The organism is Paenarthrobacter sp. GQ52 (assembly GCF_059759005.1).
Genome location: NZ_JCAXEJ010000009.1, coordinates 80292 through 98958, shown reverse-complemented (window position 1 = coordinate 98958; position 18667 = coordinate 80292). Strand labels below are relative to the sequence as shown.

Below are 18667 nucleotides of genomic sequence, written 5' to 3'. Positions count from 1 at the left end.
ATACAGTGTCAATTCTGAGAGGGCGGTCTGTGCTGCTGGTAACCCGAAGTACCTCCCTCATGATCTCAGCCCTGGCTATCACCACAGTCCTTGCCGGCTGCGTACATCCCATCGCCCCTGACGCAGCATCAGTAACGCCAACAAGTTCAGGCAGCGCTGCATCAAACGGCCTTATCAAGGCAGTCCACAGCGAATGCGACTTCGGTGATCAGATCCTCAAGTATCTGGCCACCGGGGACAACCAAGGCGATCCCCAGCTGGACACTGTGCTCGCTGATTACGTCGGCGTTCCATTGCCCAAGGCACGCGGCATTGCTAATCAGAAGATCCAGGACTGCGATGCAAAACTCACCAAACAACAGCAGGCGGTAGTCGAAGAGTCCGCTGCAGCAGTAGCACAAGAGAACCGGGCGTCCGCAGCGGCCGAAGAGTCAGCACAGGCCGTCCAGGACAGAGCAGCGCTACTGGTGATCGAACAGGACACCTGCACATCGGCTTTGGGTGGGACAGTCAGCGACAACGGCGGCGGCCAACGGGACTTCTGCGTCTCAACGAACGTGGGTGCTACCAATGATGGCAGCAACACCAGCTGTGCATACGCGCTCATCGCATTTCAGCCGGACGGTACCTTGCTGAAAGAAGACGTCACCGGCGTTCAGCATGCGTACCCCGGCTGCTTCTAAGCCCCTAAGGAAGCGCTGCCTTTGAATGACTTATCCCCCGCCCACCGCATCCTGTTGTGGCAGGCAGTTGAGGACTACTCAGGACTATGGGAGTGCCCGTGGGAGCTCAGAGCGATCAACCCTTCCGCCAGTGATGAGGACCTGAGAATGGAAGCACCAAAGACCGTCGCTGAACTTTTGTCCATGGGGCTTGTTGAGCTCTACTACTGCCAAGAGCCTTACGGAGAAATAAGCAAAATACCCGACGCCAAGGCCACCGAGTTGCTGTGCGCAGACGAGATCTGGGCGGTTCCGGCTCCTGCGGCCGTTTCAGTCAGGTTCTCGGCGACCAACGAAGGCACTTCCCTTGTCGTGCTGCCGTGAACGCCATGAGCGCCGATTTCCTTTGCCCTGCCTGCCCCCAGAGCTACGTCGAGCCTTATCGTGTGAAGACAACCGGAGAGGTCTTCCAAGTTGGCGGCGAGTGCGATGCGACGCGGGCTACTGACGCCGCGCGATAACGCCCGAATACAGCATCTTCCGATGGTTGTTGACGGAGCGAGGATCCAGTCATCTCTGAGTTGGGGAAAGGTGGCCTGAACCCAGGCCACCGGAGCGAATTATTTTCAACAAACAGCCTGATCAAGATGCGGGCTTACTCGCTGAAGTCACAGGCCGTGGCAGCGGCGAATTCTCCTGCGGCCGACTGCAAAGGGCGTGCAATGCGCTGGCCCTGGCCTGCAACAGTTCAGTACTTGTAGCCGACGAAGCCACCAGGGCCCTCGACGTCGTCAGCCAAGCCAAATTGCTCGACGCCCTGGCCCGAAGCCCCACTCTCCGGCGGCCTCGATGCTATTCGTTACGGACAACTTGCCGCTGCCGAAGAACTACGCAGCCGAGCCATAGTCCTGCAAACGGACAGATCGTGGAAGAGGCCCCTATAGACCAACTGCTCACCGACCCCAAACATCCATACACAGGACAACTCGTAGAAGCCGCGAGTGTCTGCATTCAGGCAGAAAGCGGTTCGGAGAGTTCGGGCGTTCAAGGCGATCACAGCGCATTTAATATAGGCCGACGTAGAGCACGCTATCTGCAATTTCCCTCTGTTTTAGGCTGGACCAATGTAACCTCGACGTTGACTCCGCGACCACTCAGCACAGCCACCAGCAGCTCACCGCGGCCACCGTCATCGGCATCCACTTGCAGCCCCCAGCTCCCGGGTTCGAGCGCGGGGATCGAGAACCTGCCGTGCGCGTCGGTGAGAACCACCGCGTCCGGCAACGGTCCAGGACCCAATTGGAGTCGTACACGGACATGGACGTTCGAACCTCCACTGAGATACACACGAAACGCCCTCTAAGTACTCCGTCCCAGAAGCTACTGTTTTTTCGCGAGGGTTTTGGGGCCCTCGCAAGTTGCGCTTGGTTCGGCCCCCTGGCGTCCGAGTGCGACAGCCTGTCGGAATGAGTCCCGACAGGAGGTGCGGCCGACGCAGGTTCGGCCGCGCCTCACCCATCATGCACAGGATGGACACGCAGCCCCACGCCTAACCAGTTAATCGACTGATGCACTCACCTGCGTGAATGATGGGCGAGTCCCGCCCCGTTGAATTCACGCAACGTTGTCCGGTATTCCGCTAGCCAACTCGACGACCCGCTCAGGATGAATAGTTCCCTTTTACATCCGAAAGGAGAGGCGAAATCACCCACTCAAATGAGGTCTCTCTCCGCCGTCACAGGTGCAGCCAGCACTCCCACAATTTAAGCAATGTCTGCTCCAACGTTCAGCTACCGTCACGAAGAAGCCCACAGATTTCGACATTTGCCTCTACCGTTCGCCGGTAGTGAGAAACGACGCCCCCAGCCCGACGGAAAGACGTTGAGATAAAAGGTGCGAGGGAGTCAAGGTAGCCTGGCACAGGTAAGGCAGGAAAAGCCCACCGCAGTCCGGATCGATCAGGCCCCTATCGGTGGAGCCGGAGGCGTGAATCAGGTACCGAAGGGCCTGGAAATATGGTTTTCTGCCTTGTCCCTCCTTGTCAAGCAGTGGCTGGGACAGGCATGGCGCCCACTTAGGGCCAACTCCCCCAAACTTCCGAGTACCCAAGTACAGGTGTCAGATAAGTCCGCAAACGGCTGGATTCGACAATCATCGGCAACCTGCCCCAAATCGGGGTGCGCTGCCCAGAACTGCCAATTCCGAGCCCCTTATCTGGGTCCGTCCGGTCGTTCTGCAAGCGATCCAAACGCACTCTAACTAACTCATTAGCCGGAAGGTCCGAAGACACCCAAAAATCAACGGCAAGGATCGCCCCTGAGTTCTGTCCGGATCATAGTAGGGCGTCGGGGCCTTGCGTCAGCTGAGTTTGAGTTGGCCGACGATGGTGGTGAGGTCGGTGCCGAGTGCTTTGGCGATCCGGGCGGTCTCGATCACGTCGAGGCGACGTTCCCCGCTCTCGTACTTACTAATGAAGGACTGCTGCACGCCCAGGACCTGGGCGAGGTCGACCTGGCGGATGCCCGCGTCCACACGAAGACGCTGCAGGAGCTCGCGAAACTCCCGGTACTCCTCGCTATAGATCGACTTGGCCACGCCCCAAGTCGATCCTGCCTTCCCAAATATCCCAAGATCGGATATTGTCGCGACGGGGGCGGGTCCATCAAGGATCGGCGTCCTCGCGGAATGCGTAACGACCGGATGGGGGGTGGATCGAATGAGCGGCGGCGACAGCTAAATAAGCGTGGCCGGAAGGCCCATATTCAACATTCAGGGGTGGCCACTATTTTGACCACCCCTGAATGCGATTCTTCTCTTTTCAAATCAGAGCCCATGCGTCATAATCAAGCGCAGCCCTATGCACCGCGACTACCTCCAACGCATTTACCGCCTTAAGGTCACGATCGTGGCCCTCGCTTCGCTTGGTCTCGGAATCGGCCTTCAAGTTCTTGCTGCCCACATTCATCAAATCCCAAGTGTCAGCTGGGCAGGCTTCCTTCCACTTTCGGAAATAGGCGGCACCCTCTTCGCGGCCGGCCTCTTCGGCATCGCATGGGACTACTTCGACGGCAAAGACAAAGAGGACAGGGAGACCGAGCGGATCCGCCGCATCCTCAAGGAAGCCGCACCTGACTTTCGTGACGCTGTGGTCCGCGGCTTCGCGGTCGAGAGCGACGATCTTAAAAGGGTTGCTACGCCTGAACTCCTCGACAGCATCGCCGGCAACGTCCTCGCTCTTAGACTCGGCGATCGTGAGTTCGCTGAAGAGGTCTACGCGGACATCCGCGACCAAGCCATCCGGGCTCCCGAGAGATGGCACCACGTCAAAGTATCCATCCGCCTCTCCTCTATAGATGAGAGGAGCACCCATGGTGCTCCTCGGTTCGTCGTAACTGCCAAGTGGGAATACACAACCATCCCCAGCCATGGCACGCAGAAGTTCGCATGCGTCTCCGACCGTGATGAATTCCGGGAACTCGTCAGTGATACCCCTGCCACGTTCGCCTGGCGCATGGCGCCGCGACCAGGCTTTGACGCCAGCGACAAAAACGCGTTCGAACTCGTGCAGTACTCAATCGACGGTGAAATACGAACCATTCGCCGGACCGCCAGGAAGAGCGGCCAGACCTACTCCGTGAATATCGGCCACGACATTGTGGCAGCTCAACAACCAATCAAAATCTCTTACACCTACAAAACCATCGTGGCTCAGGACGGACACTTGCTGCACTTCGACATTGACCAGCCGACGAAGGGTCTAAGCGTCCTCCTCGACTACAGCGACGTCGATATCAGGGACGTCAAGATCCTCGACCTCATTGCCAGTAGCAAACACGCCCGCGTCGAACGTACTCCTCTGTCCGTACCAGGCCGAACCGTCAACGTTGAATTCGATGGCTGGGTCTTCCCAAGAACAGGTATCGCCTTCGTATGGACGCTCAATGAAGAAGGTAGCAGGCACTCGACCTGATGGATCAGAAGATGCCAATCGCTGTGAATGGTTATGTGCTATGTTGCCGCCCGTGCTGGCGCGCCAAGTAGTCCGTTCGGATGGACGTCAGTGGCCAGGGATCTTTTCGCCCGGGTTGGCCACGGCGCGGTTTCGATCCTGGACACGTCGTTGCTGGTGGTGCGGGCGTACCTGGTGATTGGGATCGTCATTGCCCTATCTCCGTTGGCCGCCGCTGGCCCCTCGAAGCGACCAACGCCGCTCCCCCGATCCTCGCCGGACTGATTGTTGCGGTGATCACGGGGCCTTCGGCTCAGGGCGCGGCCATCGCCGTCACGCTGGTCAGTTGGACCTCCTTGGCGGCCCACGCCGCAGCGCTGGCTCAGGAGGCGAAGGCACAACCGTATGTGAGAATCCTCCCCATTTTAGGTGAGGGCCGCGTTCGAGTGCTTTGGAGGTACATAGTTCCCCTGTCACCGGGCTGCGGAATTACTCCCCAGGACCACGACGAGCCGGATAGGCGGCCTGCCGCCGACGGCTTAGAGAGCAATGACGCCCTTGATACTGACGCCAACCAGGATTAATCTCGGCAACAATGTCCCGACTTGCCTCTATGGTCCAATGGAGATTCACCAAATGTTTGAGGGACTGCTGGGCAGCCCTACACCAGTGCGCCTCCGCTCGGGCGCTCCTTTTACGCGTAGGCGATCTACGGGGTCCCTCCATGCTGAGTTCGGGGAGCTTTGATTAGAACTCCACGGCTCTCCATTCCGAATTTGCACTTCTACGGCTCAATTATTCCCTGAAAACGCGGGGGCCTGCTTGAGAAGACCGCCAATTAAGTCCTAGGGACAGCTCACTTTGAGGGAGAATAATTGCTATTGGTGGCATCGATGCTAGGGATAACCGCTCGAAGAGATCCCGAAGTAGCGAATCAGCCTCGCTATCGCATCTTAGAGCAGACTGCCTGGCAACCTCATCTCGCGCCGACGGCTCCATTGCTTCAAATTCTTCAAAGGACACCAGCTCGTCGGTGGGCAGAAGATCATGCGCTAACTCTGCAAGACGAAAGAATACAGCAGAGGTCTTCGCGAAACCGAGAGCGATTTCATCTGAACACTCAAGAGAAATATCGATCGCGTTCCTGCAAAGACGAGCGAAACCTAAAGCCTCGTTGTGCGAATGATCTTCTATATAAGCCGCAAAGTCATTATATCCAATAATAGCAGCCACACTCATGGAACCAGATTCAGACGCAAGCAACTCATACTCTCGAAATGCCGCTAGTACGTCACTTTCGTAGCCTCTCCTGACCCTATCATCTAAAACTCCGCGGGAAGGACTCCCGGTGGATAAGACACCAAGCCAGTGGTTCACTTCGGTATTTCTATAGTGACCACTTTGACTCGATTCAATGTGTTCATGCTCCTCATGCTGCTTGAGGAAAGTTCTACTCAGAATGTCCATCCAGTCAGCACTAACAATAGCGGTAGAGCCTTCGAGTATGCAGTGTTTCCAGACCTTTAGAAGTGAAGCATCGTCGGCCAGATCAGTTTTCCATGAATCGTCTGTCCGCATTCTTTTAGTAACCTCGGGGAAGTTGAATAGCCGACGGGAATCGGATGCAAACTCCGGTCTCCTCTTTACCGCTTCCCCGGCCTTCCCCTCAGAGAGTTCCTGAAAGAGCTCCGCGATCGCGGTGGCGGTAAATCTAATTTCCTCAGATCGACCTAGAAGCTTCTTAGAATCTACAATAGTTCGAACTCGCTTGCGGTCAACAACCAACTTTTACTCGACTTCGCTTTGTGTTATATGGACCGCAAGAAATGTGCACATAGATAGGGACTCATAGAAACACTTCGGTGTATAGTCACAGAGCATTCGAAAGAACCCGCGGAAATGTGAATGCGCTGACGATGTAAAGGTTAGGAGTTTCTACTAAGTACGGATCTCCAAGAATCCGATTCCCACCATCCTGGCACCTTCACGAATCCCGAACTCCCGCTAACTCTGATAAATGCCGTTCCGGTCGGCATTTGATTGATTTCGTGAGGCTCAACGGCATGGCGAAGAGACGCTACATCCTTGACAGGTGCAACACGGTTCAATTCAGATCGGAGTTCGTCGAACGTTGAACCAGGCGGGCCGAGGCTCTGTCCCTTGGCCGCGTATCGCAGACGTAACCTAGCGAGAGCTATGCGCTCTTGGAGCTTGCCAGAAATCGAATCGTCCTGTTGTGTTAGCTGATCCAGCTCCCTCGATGCCCCTGCCAACGCCTCACGGGTGGGAAGCCTGCCCCAGGCACCATGGCCTCGGGCATCAACCGTGACCTCCGTGTGGGTTCTGGCCGCGAGCGGCGTCAGCGACGAAAGGTCGCTTAGGAATTGGTAGTCGGCGAACCCGGGCATGACGATCAGAGGGCTGCCCTCAACCATGCCGCGTCCTTCGCCAGGCCAGATATGCTCGATTCTTCTGACATCCTGGATTCCCAAGATAGTGGTGATCCCGTCACCGCCGCCAGACGACATGATGTCCGGCAGAGTATGCACGGGAGCAATGTTGGCGACTTCATCCAGGGCAAGCATCAGCCCATAGGGGCGTGAATCGCGGGCTGCGGCGCGCCACTCGGCGACAAGTGATGAAATTAGTGCTGCGACTACAGGGGCGACGGTTCGGGCAATACTGGATCGAGCTCGGATGTACAGGGTTGATGTCCCACGAAAGAGACCTTCTAGGGTGAAAGCACCGTTGCTTGTCGCCCAGATCAGGTGTTGCAAGGCCGGAACCACCATTGCCTCAAGTACCGCGAAACAGTTCGTACGAGTCTTTGCGTCCAAGCGACCGCCATTGGCAAAGTTTTGAAGGGCAAGACAAGCGGGGTGGGTTTCCCCGAAAGCGCTCCGCAACTTGTCAGCTAGCTCTGCGTAGCTCAGCAGGGGGGCGCCATTTTCAGGACGAGGTCGGGTCAGGCGCAGGCGGTCGATGAAGCTCCGGTCAGATTCACCGGCCTTGGCACAGAGAAAAAGCATGGCCGCAAGCAACTGCTGAAGCTGGCTTCGAAAGAAACCGGCATTCTCGATGGATCGATCGTCGAGGATACTAGCGTAGGCGATGCTAGCCGCACGCTCGCTCGCCACTTTCCAGTCGTGGGCTCCCTGAACGATGCTCCATGTCATCGTTGACCCGGCTCTATTGAACACGGCATCAAGGGCAAGGTCGACGACGACACCGCCAGATGCAGCCGCTGCCCGCTCGCGCGGTTCTCTGCTGAGCTCGACAAGGTCTGGATACAGAGACCCGTCCTCATGACGAGTCGATGTGCAAACCACAAGGCCTGGAAAGCTCACGACTGATTGGAGAATGACCCGTGTGGACTTGCCGGCATTGGGTGGTCCCACAACGCAGAGAGTGTCTCGAGCTGAATTGTAGGTGGGTTTGCCATCAATTTCACCTACATAAGCACCTAGTCGGCCAGCAGCAAGTGAGCTGTGCAGGTGCTCAATCGAATTCACAGCAAGTCCCCCTCGGTCGCGTCCACGGAGTCTTCCACCGCATCAATGTCCTCCGGAGCAGGAATGGTCTCGGCTTCAGGTGCGACATAGGGCCCCGGCGTAAGCAATTCACCACGATTATCAACGACAAGGTCATTTAGCAGAATCTCGGGACTTGAATCCGGTTTGTTTGACATGGCACGGTCTACATAACCTGAGATTCCGTCAGAACCAGACGGGACGAATGTCGTAGACTTTTCGGGATCGGCCTCATTCTGCCAAACGACTCTTCCTAAGTCTTCGCTTCCGTATAGTCTATTCGAACTGTCATTTTGATCGAAAGATACTACGATGTCAGGAGCGTTCATTACATTAGCCGCTTCCTGCAGGAAGTCCTCCAGCTCAAGATTTTCGTCTCTACGGTGGTTCGATGCGTGATTTGCAAAGCCCTCAAGAACTTCCTGATCCGGCAAGGAAAACTCTGGTTCCCACGCTGAAGTCATTAGCTCCCCTAAAGTTGAGTCGAAAAGTTTGAACTAAGGTCGGTTTGTATGACCAGGGGTCAGCTCATAGATTACATTTATGAGCTCTTCTCTCGGAAGAATTCCCACATTATCGACTAGGAGCTGCCATTCTTCATCGTCAGGACAGAACTGACCGGAAGTAAATTCATTTAATGCCAAACCAATTGCGGCTAACTCTTTACGGCTTATTTCGAATACGAAATTCTCGCCCTGCTGACTATGTCTCATACGAATTCCTCCAATAACTTACCTCTAGATTATAGATAATTAATAAAATAGTTCAAGTTATTTTGAAAGAAACTTCTCGGCAGCCCACAAAGGATAGAACTTTTCCTTCCACTCTTCACGGCGCTGCCGCCTCTCTTTGATTCTCACTTGCTGGTCTCGTCGCGACAGTTCGACTACGTTCTCGCGCCGGTCGAGTACCGCTTGCTCTTCTGCCATGTACTGAGTATGAGCAGCATTGTCCCGGTCCAGTTGCTCTACATTCGATAACTGTCCTTCTCTGGCGGCTTGACGGCTCAGGGTTATATTGGCATCGTTTCTCAGCTCTGCCTGCGATGCCTCCGCAAGTTGCTTCTCAACCTCCGCCGCCCCGACCGCCTGGCTATTCTGAAGAGATCTCACCCTAACCTTGGACTCACGGGAGATCTCTTCAAGAATTCGCTGGGTCTCCGTTTCAGCTGTCTGAAGTTGAAGCTTGGCCACTTCGTTGGCAATGTGGTAAGGCAATATCCCGGCGCGTTCGACCGCCTGAAGAAAGCCCTCGATAAGTTCGCGTTTTCCTGCCGGCGTGTTCGGCGGCGCAAAACCGGCTTGCGCTGCAGCTATCTGAAGGTCATGGTCGGCGAAGATCTGGGCGAGAAGTATGTCGTCCGACCTCTCAGTACCTAACGTAGCCCCTGAGCTTTGGATGCTCTGTGGCAGCCTTTGGAGTATGTCGCCAAGGGCCTGGGCTTGGGTGTGATTGAAATCCTTAAGCTGATCAGCAAGGTCTTCAAACTGAAAATCCGAATATTCATTAATGGTCATCAAACTCTCCTTCGTGATGTTGAACGTTAACGACAACCTGAGCGCGTTCAGGCCAGAAGCGACCCGGATCGAAGACTCGGACCATGATGCCGGGATCCGTGAGTCGAACGTAGCCTTCGTCACGGAATGCTCTGTAAACCGTTCCCTCGTACTGCCCGCCACTGATTGATGACGCACGAGTCACGAACTGGGCCGCCGGTCTTCCCTGTGGCTGCGAGACTTTGCGAGCCGCGTCCCGTGGGACGTCAGGCAACTTGCTGTCGTTCCCAATAGGCCGCTCCGATTCGTTCTTCCGAAGGGTTCGAGCCTTGGTAGCCGAGCGCAGAGAGGACCCAAGATACTTCCGTCGAAGACGTCGCTGCACTACTGCCAGACAAACGGCACCGAGAATGACTCCCAGCATGCCTGAGACGATCGCAACGAGCAGGTACTTGATCATTCGGTCCTCAGTCATCGTGAGAGCAGGAACCAGAAGGTGGAAACAAGGACAACTGCAAATCCTGCTAACCATGCCCAGTTGGAGGACGTGGCCTTCTTTTTAGTTGCTATCGGTCTGTTGGCTGGGCGCTGCGCCGGGCGGGAATATGTCCCGATTGAACCTGGCTTGGTTGCAGGTGAACGTACAGGAGCATGTGACTTGGAAGCCTCAGTTTGGACTCTTGGCGTCCTTTTCACTGTAGGAGCCGCAGATAGCCGCTCGGCTGCACTAACAGCTTGGCTTCTGCACAGCACACAGCCCGTCATTCCGAAGGCGGCATGGCCGCAAGCCATTATTTCGAGCTCAAGACGGCACTTGATCAATGCAGATTCGAGTGTTCTGGCCGTGGCGTCGCGGTCTCCTGGATCAGGTGCGAGCAACCCTCTGAGTGCCTCTACGAGGTACTCCGGCAGATCATTCATGCCTTTGGATTTTTCGAATTGTGGTCCTGGTGGCCGCATTTCCTCAAGCCAGAGCCAGCTCCGGCCGGAGTCAATGTTGGCCTGAGGGGAATTAGTATCGTTCTTCGGGTCAACGCCGTCAAAGGGCCCGGCCCCGCCGAGGAGCATCTTGGTGCAGTGAACGGCCAGGATGAAGAGATCGGACCGCTGGCTTGCCTCGCGCGTTTCCGCATTTTCGGGTGCACGCCAATTGAATGTCGCCTCTCGTGCTTGTCGGCGAGGGTTGACGGTACCGTATGGATCACAGTCAATGAGGCTGACGTGTCCCTCCTGGTCGATGAGGACGTTCGTGTCCGAGAAGTCACCGATGACGTATCCCCGGGCGTGTATTTGTCGGACTATGGTCGCCAGCCGTAGGGCCGCATAGACGGTAACTGACAGGTCCCGAATAAAGGGAGTTCGGGTGAAGTCTGCAAGTGAGACAAATCGATCGGAGTCCACGCGAAGGACGGCAACCCCAATAATTTCGTCCGTATCACTGTGCACAACGAACATCGGTGCAGCAACAGGGGAATGAGCGGTATCGTCCTGGTTGCCGTCGTCAGCAAGTAACGGCGGAATCCGGTCTAACTGGTTGACCCTGCAATGTTCGACAAAATTCTCGATGTCGACAGGCGGAGCAATCTTATAGATCTTCAAGGCGATGGTTGCTAGAGCTGGGTCGTTAGTAGCGTCGGTGGCTTCAAACACATCCGCCGTAGCACCACTCCCAATGAATGAGCCGAGCTTCAAAGACCGGCCACGTACTGCCTTCGGAACTCGAATTTCAACCGTGTCGCCGGTTTGCCATTGCGATGCCAATGTCATCCCCCTTCGCACCCCTACCGTCAATCAGCCCCGAAGAAAGCTCCTGTTCTAGGGCAGTCAACGACAGATCGCCTTTTTCGTATTTGGCCAGTACATCGCTCAGATAAGGATCAACATGTTCGAAAAAATTGACGTCGGCTGCATCTGTAAACCTTCCACGCAACAGTGTCCGGTCCAGCCCGTCTGTGGTGAGAAGTACTCTCTGCAAAAGCGGGTCATCCAGATCGATGGCAGTCCATGATGCAGTGCTCCCATTTGGATTCAGAAGCGTCGCTACACCGCCGGCTTCATCGCGCACTGGGCCGAGGAGGGGAGAGAGCTTCCCGTTGTAGGAGCTGGTGAAGCACATGCTGTCTCCTACAGAACGAACCGCCAATCTCCCTCCTCGTTCGACGCACAACGCGAACGTGCACTGCAGAGTCTTCATATTCTCGAGGTCCTCTAGGCCCCATTCCATGGCCCAGAGCCACCATTGTTGTGCCACCGACTCGCACAACTTGTCGGCGATGAGGCCCGCATTGCCAGGCTGGAGACTTGCATTCGCCGCCTCAGAGCATAGGATTTCAATGGCTTTTTGGGCACCCAGAGCCGAGTTGGGTTGGCTTCCGACCCCATCCGCCACGACGAGGAACAGCGTTTCATTGTGTATCCCACTCCAAGCTGCGTCTTGAGACTCGACTTTATTTCGACCGCGAAGCACAATTGAGGTTGGTTTCCAGAAGGTCATCAGTCGTCAATCAGGGACCGCGCGGCATTTGCCTGACCAAATCGCTCCCACTCTTTCAGTCGTGTGCCCAAGCCATCGTAGATCTCCTCGGCGCTTGCATTCGGATCCGTACTCATTGCCTGGCCCATAGTTGTACTTAGGAACTCGATGAGTTTAGAAAGGGGCCGGGCGTGAAGGTCGTAGGAAGACTTAGGCGCCAGCTCAAGAAGTACATCTTGCTTTGCTTCGTAGGTGCCAATCGCGAAGAATAGCAAGTGCCGCGCTTTTTCCGCTGCACGCAGCTGGGGAATGACCGCCTTGTACTTCAGATCGTTAGGCTCCCCATCTGTGATCAAGAACAGAATGGGACGGCGAACAGTGAGACCCTCCTTATCTCGAATCGCCTTTCGTCGGCTCTCAATCAGGCCGATAGTTTCGGAAAGGGCCTCTCCGAGGGGTGTCACGCCACGAGGAGCGGGAAAGTCTTTAGGAATTTCGTTGACGTCTTTGCCGTAGAAAAACGGCGAGCTCGTCATTCTCGCACCTGCGAAATTCATCCATTCCACAGCCCGCTTCTGATCCGGTTTTCCAGGAAAAAGCCCCAGTGCAAACTCGGCGATTCCGTCAAAGTCCTTCGCATCGTGCATGCTGACATCAGAGTGAAGGGACAACATCTTACCTAGACCCTCCCTAAGCGCATCAATCCGAGTCGTAACACCTGACGATTCTGTGATGTTTTTCGCCATAGAACTCGACACATCAGCAAGGACAACGACGAGCGCCCTCTCCGTTGCAGATTCTGGATCCACGTCCGCCCAGCCCATAATTCCCCCATGCGGTAATTACCCGGACGAACCGGCGACTATTAAAGCTCGACACTTGGCGGTCGAGCTTGCCTCGATATTGCCGCGGCATGCCGAGGCTGTAAACGCTTATTCGCTACATAGCCAAAGATGACGTAACCCGCCGAGCCCGTTCATTGAGCAGCTGCAGCAACTCGTCGGCCTACCACAGGCAGGGACCACGGATCGTCCAGGCAATTCGGGACGTCGCGGAGGCGATGCAGCATTCCGATTCTGGCGACAGGATCGTCGTGAGACGGGCAAACGGAGCTGCCGGTTCAGCCTGCGCGGAGATCGTCGCGGAGGCACATTTGAGCCACAAATGGGTCTCCGCTCTTGGGGAACTTAGTTCTTCAAATCTCTAAGCCATGTCTTCGCCACTCAAGAGGACCGCAGCGCCATAACAAGCCCTTCGAGGGCGGCCTCAGGTGCCGAGGCGCACCCTATTGTTGGAGTGGCAAGGTGACTAGGGAGTCTACTCATCTCCTCCAACACAAATCGATGCATCCCGGGCCAGTGGCCAACTATGTGCCCTCCGGAAAGCCCTATGGTTCGGGGGCGAAAAACTACTGTTAGCTGGTTCAGGAAGCCACCCAAGCGATAGCCAAATCGCTCTATTGCATCCGTTGACCTCTTCTCCTTCACGTCCTTAAAGCCAGCTGCGCCAAGTGCCCACCAAGCCGCTTGATCTGGCGCAGATGTGTGCAACCTGAAGTCGCCGAGGTCCCAATTCTCGCCGCTAATGGGACGGAGAAGTTGGCCAGCCTCATCGAGAATCCCGAAGGCCAAGGACGTCCCCAAAGCGACGGAGATGGCTCCGAGCTTTAGGTCGGTATGCCGAAGCATCGACATTGCGTGGGCTTCCCCGTCGTTGAGTACAAGGGCTCGAGCTCCTGGAAATTCGCCCGCTATCGAATCGCGCAAGCTTCCTTGAAGCCACGGGGCGACCCTACTCAACCGGACCGCGCCGGTAACGTTTTCAACAAATCCCGGCACTGATATCGCAACATGCCTAGGCCGTCGTTCTATTCGTTGCACTGCTTCGACAAGTTGTGCCATCGAACCTATATGCCCGCGTTGTACCCGGCCCAGGCGACCGCCCTTTAGGCCTGCCAAACGTGTACCAGACCCACCGATGTCAACAACCACCGAGTGCTCCAACGATTCGCCCATCTCCCGTTTGCTATGCACGAATGGACCCTAGCGATTTTCTTTGTTCTTAGCCCTCGCAAGGTACCCAACGAGGTGTCCGTCATGCTGGTCAACAGCACGACAGAAAGCTTCGGTATCTAACCCCGTACTGACTGCAGCGTCCCGGATCTGTTCGCTTGCTTCGAGCGCCCCCAGAAATAAGTCCCCGGTACTCACGACGTCGTGCTTTTTTTTGATTGCGATTCGGAATCCGCGCTCCATCACGGCTTTGCAGTCCTGAGAGAAGGGCAGCTTCCGTCGTGGGTCGTCGTTCTCATAGCAAGGTGTCAAAGTCAGTTCGGGGTCAAGAGACGGGCAAAGAATGCGACGGAGTTGCACCAGATCGACACGCTGATCCTGAAGCACAAGGTTGGCCGTCCCCGCCCCTTCCTGCGTCATTCCATAGATGAAATGCGTAGAGTCTATTTCCGCCGACCCGTCGGCGTCCGCTGCTTCGATTGAGAGCAAAACGCTACGCCGTGCGAAGTCACTAAAGTAGTCAAACATGACCGCCCCTGCCTAAAGCATCCCGATAAGTCCATGTAGTCTACGTCGCACTTCAACGGACCATCGCGTCGCGCTCCTGCGAGCTCCGTGTCCCTACTATGCATCTTGCCGGGGCTGTTCTTTAGCCGCCGATCTCATTGTCGTCTTGGCGGTCGGACGGGAAAACGCCTTGCTGGTCGGCAGCAGAACTTCAACGTCGCAGCTAGGCTGGTCAGCTGCTGCTCGGAGCACACCACTCGATCAAGGCACGAGCGTGTGCTTTGACCTGATTTACTCGTGCTTTATTTCCAGAGTCGCTGCGCGATGTGCCGGGCTGCGAAGTGCCAGCTTCAGCTCGTAAGTGCAACCACCTCGATGGTCGCGATGGTCCGATAAGTCGCAAACCGGACCACCAAATCTCCCGAAATCTGAGTCTTGTCTTCGAACATAACCGTCCGCATCGGGCTGTCCCGCACCTCCACGGAGATAGTGAGGACCTTTGTTTCCTCTTGCCGGTTCCCTGGCATCTCAGGCAAAGCGATTCGAAGACGATGTCGGTTGAGAGCGTACTCATCGTTGCTCGCGGACGCACTCCTGTAGTTCTCAAGGTCTGCGCTAATTTCCCGTTCAACCAGAACATCCGCCGCTCTGTAAGTCCACACTCGTATTCGAGGAGCTCGCGCCTCGAGGCCCAGGGTCGTCATCTGGTCGACGGTCACCAGGACGTTGGCGTCGTCTGTATTCTCGACGTCTATGCTCATGAGCTCCGTGCCTAGCCGACCGCGAACACTCGCCATTTGGACGAGGTCTCTCGCGATTATCCTCAGCCCGGCATCGCTCCAGCGCCGCGCCGTCCGCTGGTCCTTCCACGCCTCCCCCGACAGAGTGCTGGCTGCATCCTCCAGGCGACCAAGCACGCTGTCGTAGGGGCTCGCAATGGAGATCGCGGCAGCCGCTTCATCCCGGCCCAGTTCCTTGTATCTGCGCAGTTCCCGCTCAAACATAAGGAAGGCATCCACAAGGTCCATGCCACCGCAGACCAGCCTCAGGGCCTCGAACTGGCTGAACTTCTGGATCGTCAACCTGCCCCTGCCGCTTCGCAGGGCTGACAGTTCGCTCAGGACCTCGGCTTCCAGCGCGTCGAAGTCTTCTAGTTCGGTGTCCAGCGTCCCCTTCATCAATCCATGATGGATGCTGTCGCAGTCTCATGCACTTTTTTGTCACGACACGAGCAAAGCGCTCCGGCTTCAATTGTTCCTATCACCAACCCCTGAATAGGAGCCAAGCAGATGTCCGACCTCATTCGCCGCCCCGGCGGTTCAACGTCCCCCTACAGCGCACCGGAGGGCTTCTCCCGATCAGAAGGCAAAGGCCTTCAGCGCCGGCAGAATACCGAAATCGCCAATGGCCTCGTGACGGCCACCCGAGTGCAGGCTGCGGGTTACGTGGCAGCCACCGGAATGCAGCTGACTGCCATGTTGAGCCGCGAAGCGCAGTTTCAGTCAGAAGGAGACCCGCGGGCAGCGGAACGCTTGAACTTCATTGCGGATTCCTTCGCGGAATACGCGGCGTTCGAAGTCCGCCGGTTCCAGCGCTGACTACAAGAAAGGAGACGTCCATGAAGCACACATTCGGCAACCCCCTGGCCGCCCGCCACCAAACGGAGCTAGCTGTTGAGAATGAGGCGACAGCCCATCTCTTCATCGGCCGGGTCACTGCACTCGTCGATGAGCTGGACTTGACCGCAAAATCTGTTGCACTCGTTTCGCCGGCCACCGCCCGCCATATTCGACTCTTTACCCAGCAACTGGCCACATTTGCCCTCACTGCCGTCGAGACGTGGCCGCAGGCGAGGCCCTGACCATGTGGGCAATCATCGTTGCTGTTTTGCTGGTTGCGCTACTTGTACCACTGCTCACACTGTCCTATCGGCGTTGCGGTTGTGGCCGCGCAGGCGGTGCTTCAGGAAGTGCCGAGACTGCGGCAATCCGGCGGGCAGCCGAATGCAGCGTCCGGTCACTCCACGACGTGTATGGACAAGCCATGGCTGAGATGCGGCGTGACGACCGCTAGCAAAGGCAACTTTCCACGCCCGTTGTGATTTCCACACTGCCATCCACCCGTTAGCGACTTCACAGAATGCTCGACCTCTGTCACCGACGCTGCCCGTCTGTTCGAGTGTCCGATCGGGCGGGCCCGTAGGCGATCGGACGATTTACCGATTCAACTAAGTGTTCTTAAATACAGCCAGGCCGCAGCAAAAAGCGCTCGAAGCTACAAACCAACATCACCACATCCCGGGGACCGGGGATGTTCGCGGCCAAAAGCAACTAAGAGAAAGGAGACTATGACCCCACCCGAATCCATCACGTCACCTAAGAGATCTCGGATCGAAGCGCGAGACGTCAGCACAAGTATCCCCCGCTTTTGCCATACGGACTGCCTTCCACGCAGCCATTCACCACCCCGGTTCGCCGACCTATTTGCAGGTATCGGCGGATTCCATCTGGCGTTTCATCGCTTGGGGGCGGTCTGCGTGTTCGCGGCGGAAACAGACCCTTATGCCAGGAAGACCTACGAAGCCAACTTCAAGTCCATCAGTCCGATGCTATTTTCCGAAGGAGGGTTCACCGAGGACGTGCGATCCACCCAACCAAGAGAGATGCCAGACTTCGATATTCTCTGCGCCGGCTTTCCTTGTCAGCCGTTCAGCGTCATCGGCCGCCGTAAGGGGTTCCAGGACGTTCGCGGCACACTGTTCTTCGACATCGCTCGAATCATCGAAGTCAAGCAACCGGCAGCGTTCTTTCTCGAAAACGTTCAGGGCTTGCTAAGCCACGACGAAGGGGCAACCTTCGAAACGATGAAGCGGCACATTACCGAAACGCTGGGCTACTCGTTTCACCACAAGATTGTAAGAGCATGCGACTTCGGACTCTTCCAGCTGCGCCCTCGCGTATTCATGGTGGGGTTTCGAGTTCCCGGTACACCCTTCGAGTTTCCTCAACCAGAACCGCTGACTAAGACTCTGAGTCACATCCTCCGAGGCAAAGTCGAGCGGGACATCGGCAGGACCGTCCTTGCCAGTGGCCGCGGCTTCCGGCTGGAGCACGGCAGGAACTGGGACGGCTACCTCGTTGATGGCAACGAACATCGGCTAACAGTCCCAGAGACGGCAGCCCTGCAAGGCTTCCCACCAGACTTCAAGTTTCCCGTTTCCACAACCCAAGCGATGAAACAACTCGGCAATGCCATTGCCGTTGCACCGGCCGAAGCGACCGCCCGGGCTGTTCTTGCGTCCATCGGTAGGACACTGCAAGAAATCCGCATCCAAGGGACTTCACCCATTCCGCCTCGCCACACAGCACCTATCCACTTCGAAAGGACCCACAGTGAAGCTATCCACCCATAATCAAAAATATGCCTGCATCTTGGCCGACCCTCCCTGGGATATAGATCAAAAGGGCAAGCTCGGCGCGGAGCGCCACTACGACCTCATGTCACTGGATGCGATAAAGGCCATGCCTATAACTGACCTCGCTGCTGACAACAGTTGGTGCTTCCTTTGGGTTACTAATGGGACGCTCAGGGCGGGATACGACGTCCTCGAGGCCTGGGGCTTCACGCCGCGAGTCCCGTTCACTTGGATCAAGCCGAAGTTCGGGCTCGGCAACTACCTGCGGCACGCGTCCGAACACATCCTGATCGGAACCCGTGGCAGCGTGAAGCCCAAATTCCGAAGTCAACCCACGTGGATGTTCGCGCCCGTCCAAGACCACTCACACAAACCTGAAGAGTTCTACGCTCCGATCGAGCGTCTCTGCGACGGCCCTCGGCTGGAACTCTTCGCCCGACGACATCAGCCAGGCTGGGATGCCTGGGGTAACCAGATCGACAGCCAAATCACCATCCCGGGCTACCCCGTACCGTCCGACTTCGATGAGCAAGACACGCTCACGGCGGTTGAACCGACTCGCAGCAGTGCCTGATAGAACACCTCGCAGCCCGCTCCGTTGGCTTCTCGATTGCAGCCTGATC

Annotated in this window: 20 protein-coding genes; 9 read left to right on the top strand and 11 right to left on the bottom strand. The window is 56.5% G+C overall.

Annotated features, from left to right (window positions below; genetic code table 11):
- Positions 1–5 precede the first annotated feature (5 nt).
- Both AC6CH8_RS13740 and AC6CH8_RS13735 read left to right on the top strand, forming a co-directional pair.
- Positions 6–683: a hypothetical protein gene (locus AC6CH8_RS13740; RefSeq protein WP_498191124.1), complete on the top strand. Its 678-nt coding sequence runs from the start codon at positions 6–8 to the stop codon at positions 681–683.
- Positions 684–704: 21 nt separating this feature from the next.
- Positions 705–1046 carry a hypothetical protein gene (locus AC6CH8_RS13735; RefSeq protein ID WP_498191123.1) on the top strand — a complete coding sequence of 114 codons (342 nt, stop codon included), beginning with the start codon at positions 705–707 and terminating at the stop codon, positions 1044–1046.
- Between the two features lie 1974 nt (positions 1047–3020).
- On the opposite strand, the gene AC6CH8_RS13730 is transcribed toward AC6CH8_RS13735, so the two are convergent.
- Positions 3021–3257, bottom strand: coding sequence for a helix-turn-helix domain-containing protein (locus AC6CH8_RS13730; RefSeq protein WP_498191121.1), 237 nt, complete (start codon positions 3255–3257; stop codon positions 3021–3023).
- Positions 3258–3519: 262 nt separating this feature from the next.
- On the opposite strand from AC6CH8_RS13730, the gene AC6CH8_RS13725 reads away from it, so the two are divergent.
- Positions 3520–4632, top strand: a complete 1113-nt coding sequence (locus tag AC6CH8_RS13725; RefSeq protein WP_498191119.1) for a hypothetical protein — start codon at positions 3520–3522, stop codon at positions 4630–4632.
- A gap of 80 nt (positions 4633–4712) precedes the next feature.
- Positions 4713–5195: a hypothetical protein gene (locus AC6CH8_RS13720; protein ID WP_498191117.1), complete on the top strand. Its 483-nt coding sequence runs from the start codon at positions 4713–4715 to the stop codon at positions 5193–5195.
- A 211-nt stretch (positions 5196–5406) separates the two neighbouring features.
- Here the strand turns inward: AC6CH8_RS13720 and AC6CH8_RS13715 are convergent, their stop codons facing one another.
- The 10 genes from AC6CH8_RS13715 to AC6CH8_RS13670 all read right to left on the bottom strand — a co-directional run bounded on the left by AC6CH8_RS13715 (position 5407) and on the right by AC6CH8_RS13670 (position 15807).
- Positions 5407–6396, bottom strand: a complete 990-nt coding sequence (locus AC6CH8_RS13715; RefSeq protein WP_498191116.1) for a hypothetical protein — start codon at positions 6394–6396, stop codon at positions 5407–5409.
- Positions 6397–6536: 140 nt separating this feature from the next.
- Positions 6537–8123 (bottom strand): type IV secretory system conjugative DNA transfer family protein, encoded by a 1587-nt coding sequence (locus AC6CH8_RS13710; RefSeq protein WP_498191114.1) that lies wholly within the window; start codon positions 8121–8123, stop codon positions 6537–6539.
- Positions 8120–8605, bottom strand: coding sequence for a hypothetical protein (locus tag AC6CH8_RS13705; protein WP_498191112.1), 486 nt, complete (start codon positions 8603–8605; stop codon positions 8120–8122). The genes AC6CH8_RS13710 and AC6CH8_RS13705 overlap by 4 nt, the downstream gene beginning before the upstream one ends.
- Positions 8606–8911: 306 nt before the next feature.
- A complete protein-coding gene (locus AC6CH8_RS13700) occupies positions 8912–9658 on the bottom strand; it encodes a hypothetical protein (RefSeq protein WP_498191110.1) in 747 nt (248 codons plus the stop codon).
- Entirely contained in the window at positions 9648–10112 is a 465-nt protein-coding gene (locus AC6CH8_RS13695) for a hypothetical protein (protein ID WP_498191108.1), read from the bottom strand. Before AC6CH8_RS13695 ends, AC6CH8_RS13700 begins: the two co-directional genes overlap by 11 nt.
- Entirely contained in the window at positions 10109–11404 is a 1296-nt protein-coding gene (locus AC6CH8_RS13690; RefSeq protein WP_498191107.1) for a protein kinase domain-containing protein, read from the bottom strand. Before AC6CH8_RS13690 ends, AC6CH8_RS13695 begins: the two co-directional genes overlap by 4 nt.
- Positions 11364–12131 (bottom strand): protein phosphatase 2C domain-containing protein, encoded by a 768-nt coding sequence (locus tag AC6CH8_RS13685; protein ID WP_498191105.1) that lies wholly within the window; start codon positions 12129–12131, stop codon positions 11364–11366. Before AC6CH8_RS13685 ends, AC6CH8_RS13690 begins: the two co-directional genes overlap by 41 nt.
- On the bottom strand, positions 12131–12934 hold the full coding sequence (locus AC6CH8_RS13680; protein WP_498191104.1) for a vWA domain-containing protein: 804 nt from the start codon (positions 12932–12934) through the stop codon (positions 12131–12133). The genes AC6CH8_RS13685 and AC6CH8_RS13680 overlap by 1 nt, the downstream gene beginning before the upstream one ends.
- Positions 12935–14152: 1218 nt before the next feature.
- Positions 14153–14650: a Clp protease N-terminal domain-containing protein gene (locus tag AC6CH8_RS13675; protein WP_498191103.1), complete on the bottom strand. Its 498-nt coding sequence runs from the start codon at positions 14648–14650 to the stop codon at positions 14153–14155.
- Positions 14651–14979: 329 nt separating this feature from the next.
- Positions 14980–15807, bottom strand: coding sequence for a hypothetical protein (locus AC6CH8_RS13670; RefSeq protein ID WP_498191102.1), 828 nt, complete (start codon positions 15805–15807; stop codon positions 14980–14982).
- Positions 15808–15918: 111 nt separating this feature from the next.
- Here AC6CH8_RS13670 and AC6CH8_RS13665 point away from each other — a divergent pair, with 111 nt between their 5' ends.
- The 5 genes from AC6CH8_RS13665 (at position 15919) to AC6CH8_RS13645 (ending at position 18618) form a co-directional block, all read left to right on the top strand.
- Positions 15919–16227 (top strand): hypothetical protein, encoded by a 309-nt coding sequence (locus tag AC6CH8_RS13665; protein ID WP_498191100.1) that lies wholly within the window; start codon positions 15919–15921, stop codon positions 16225–16227.
- Between the two features lie 20 nt (positions 16228–16247).
- Positions 16248–16490 (top strand): hypothetical protein, encoded by a 243-nt coding sequence (locus AC6CH8_RS13660; RefSeq protein ID WP_498191098.1) that lies wholly within the window; start codon positions 16248–16250, stop codon positions 16488–16490.
- Entirely contained in the window at positions 16469–16702 is a 234-nt protein-coding gene (locus tag AC6CH8_RS13655) for a hypothetical protein (RefSeq protein WP_498191096.1), read from the top strand. The genes AC6CH8_RS13660 and AC6CH8_RS13655 overlap by 22 nt, the downstream gene beginning before the upstream one ends.
- A gap of 274 nt (positions 16703–16976) precedes the next feature.
- Positions 16977–18041, top strand: a complete 1065-nt coding sequence (locus AC6CH8_RS13650) for a DNA cytosine methyltransferase (RefSeq protein ID WP_498191094.1) — start codon at positions 16977–16979, stop codon at positions 18039–18041.
- A 19-nt stretch (positions 18042–18060) separates the two neighbouring features.
- Complete coding sequence (locus AC6CH8_RS13645) at positions 18061–18618, top strand: MT-A70 family methyltransferase (protein ID WP_498191092.1); 558 nt, start codon at positions 18061–18063, stop codon at positions 18616–18618.
- Positions 18619–18667: the final 49 nt, after the last annotated feature.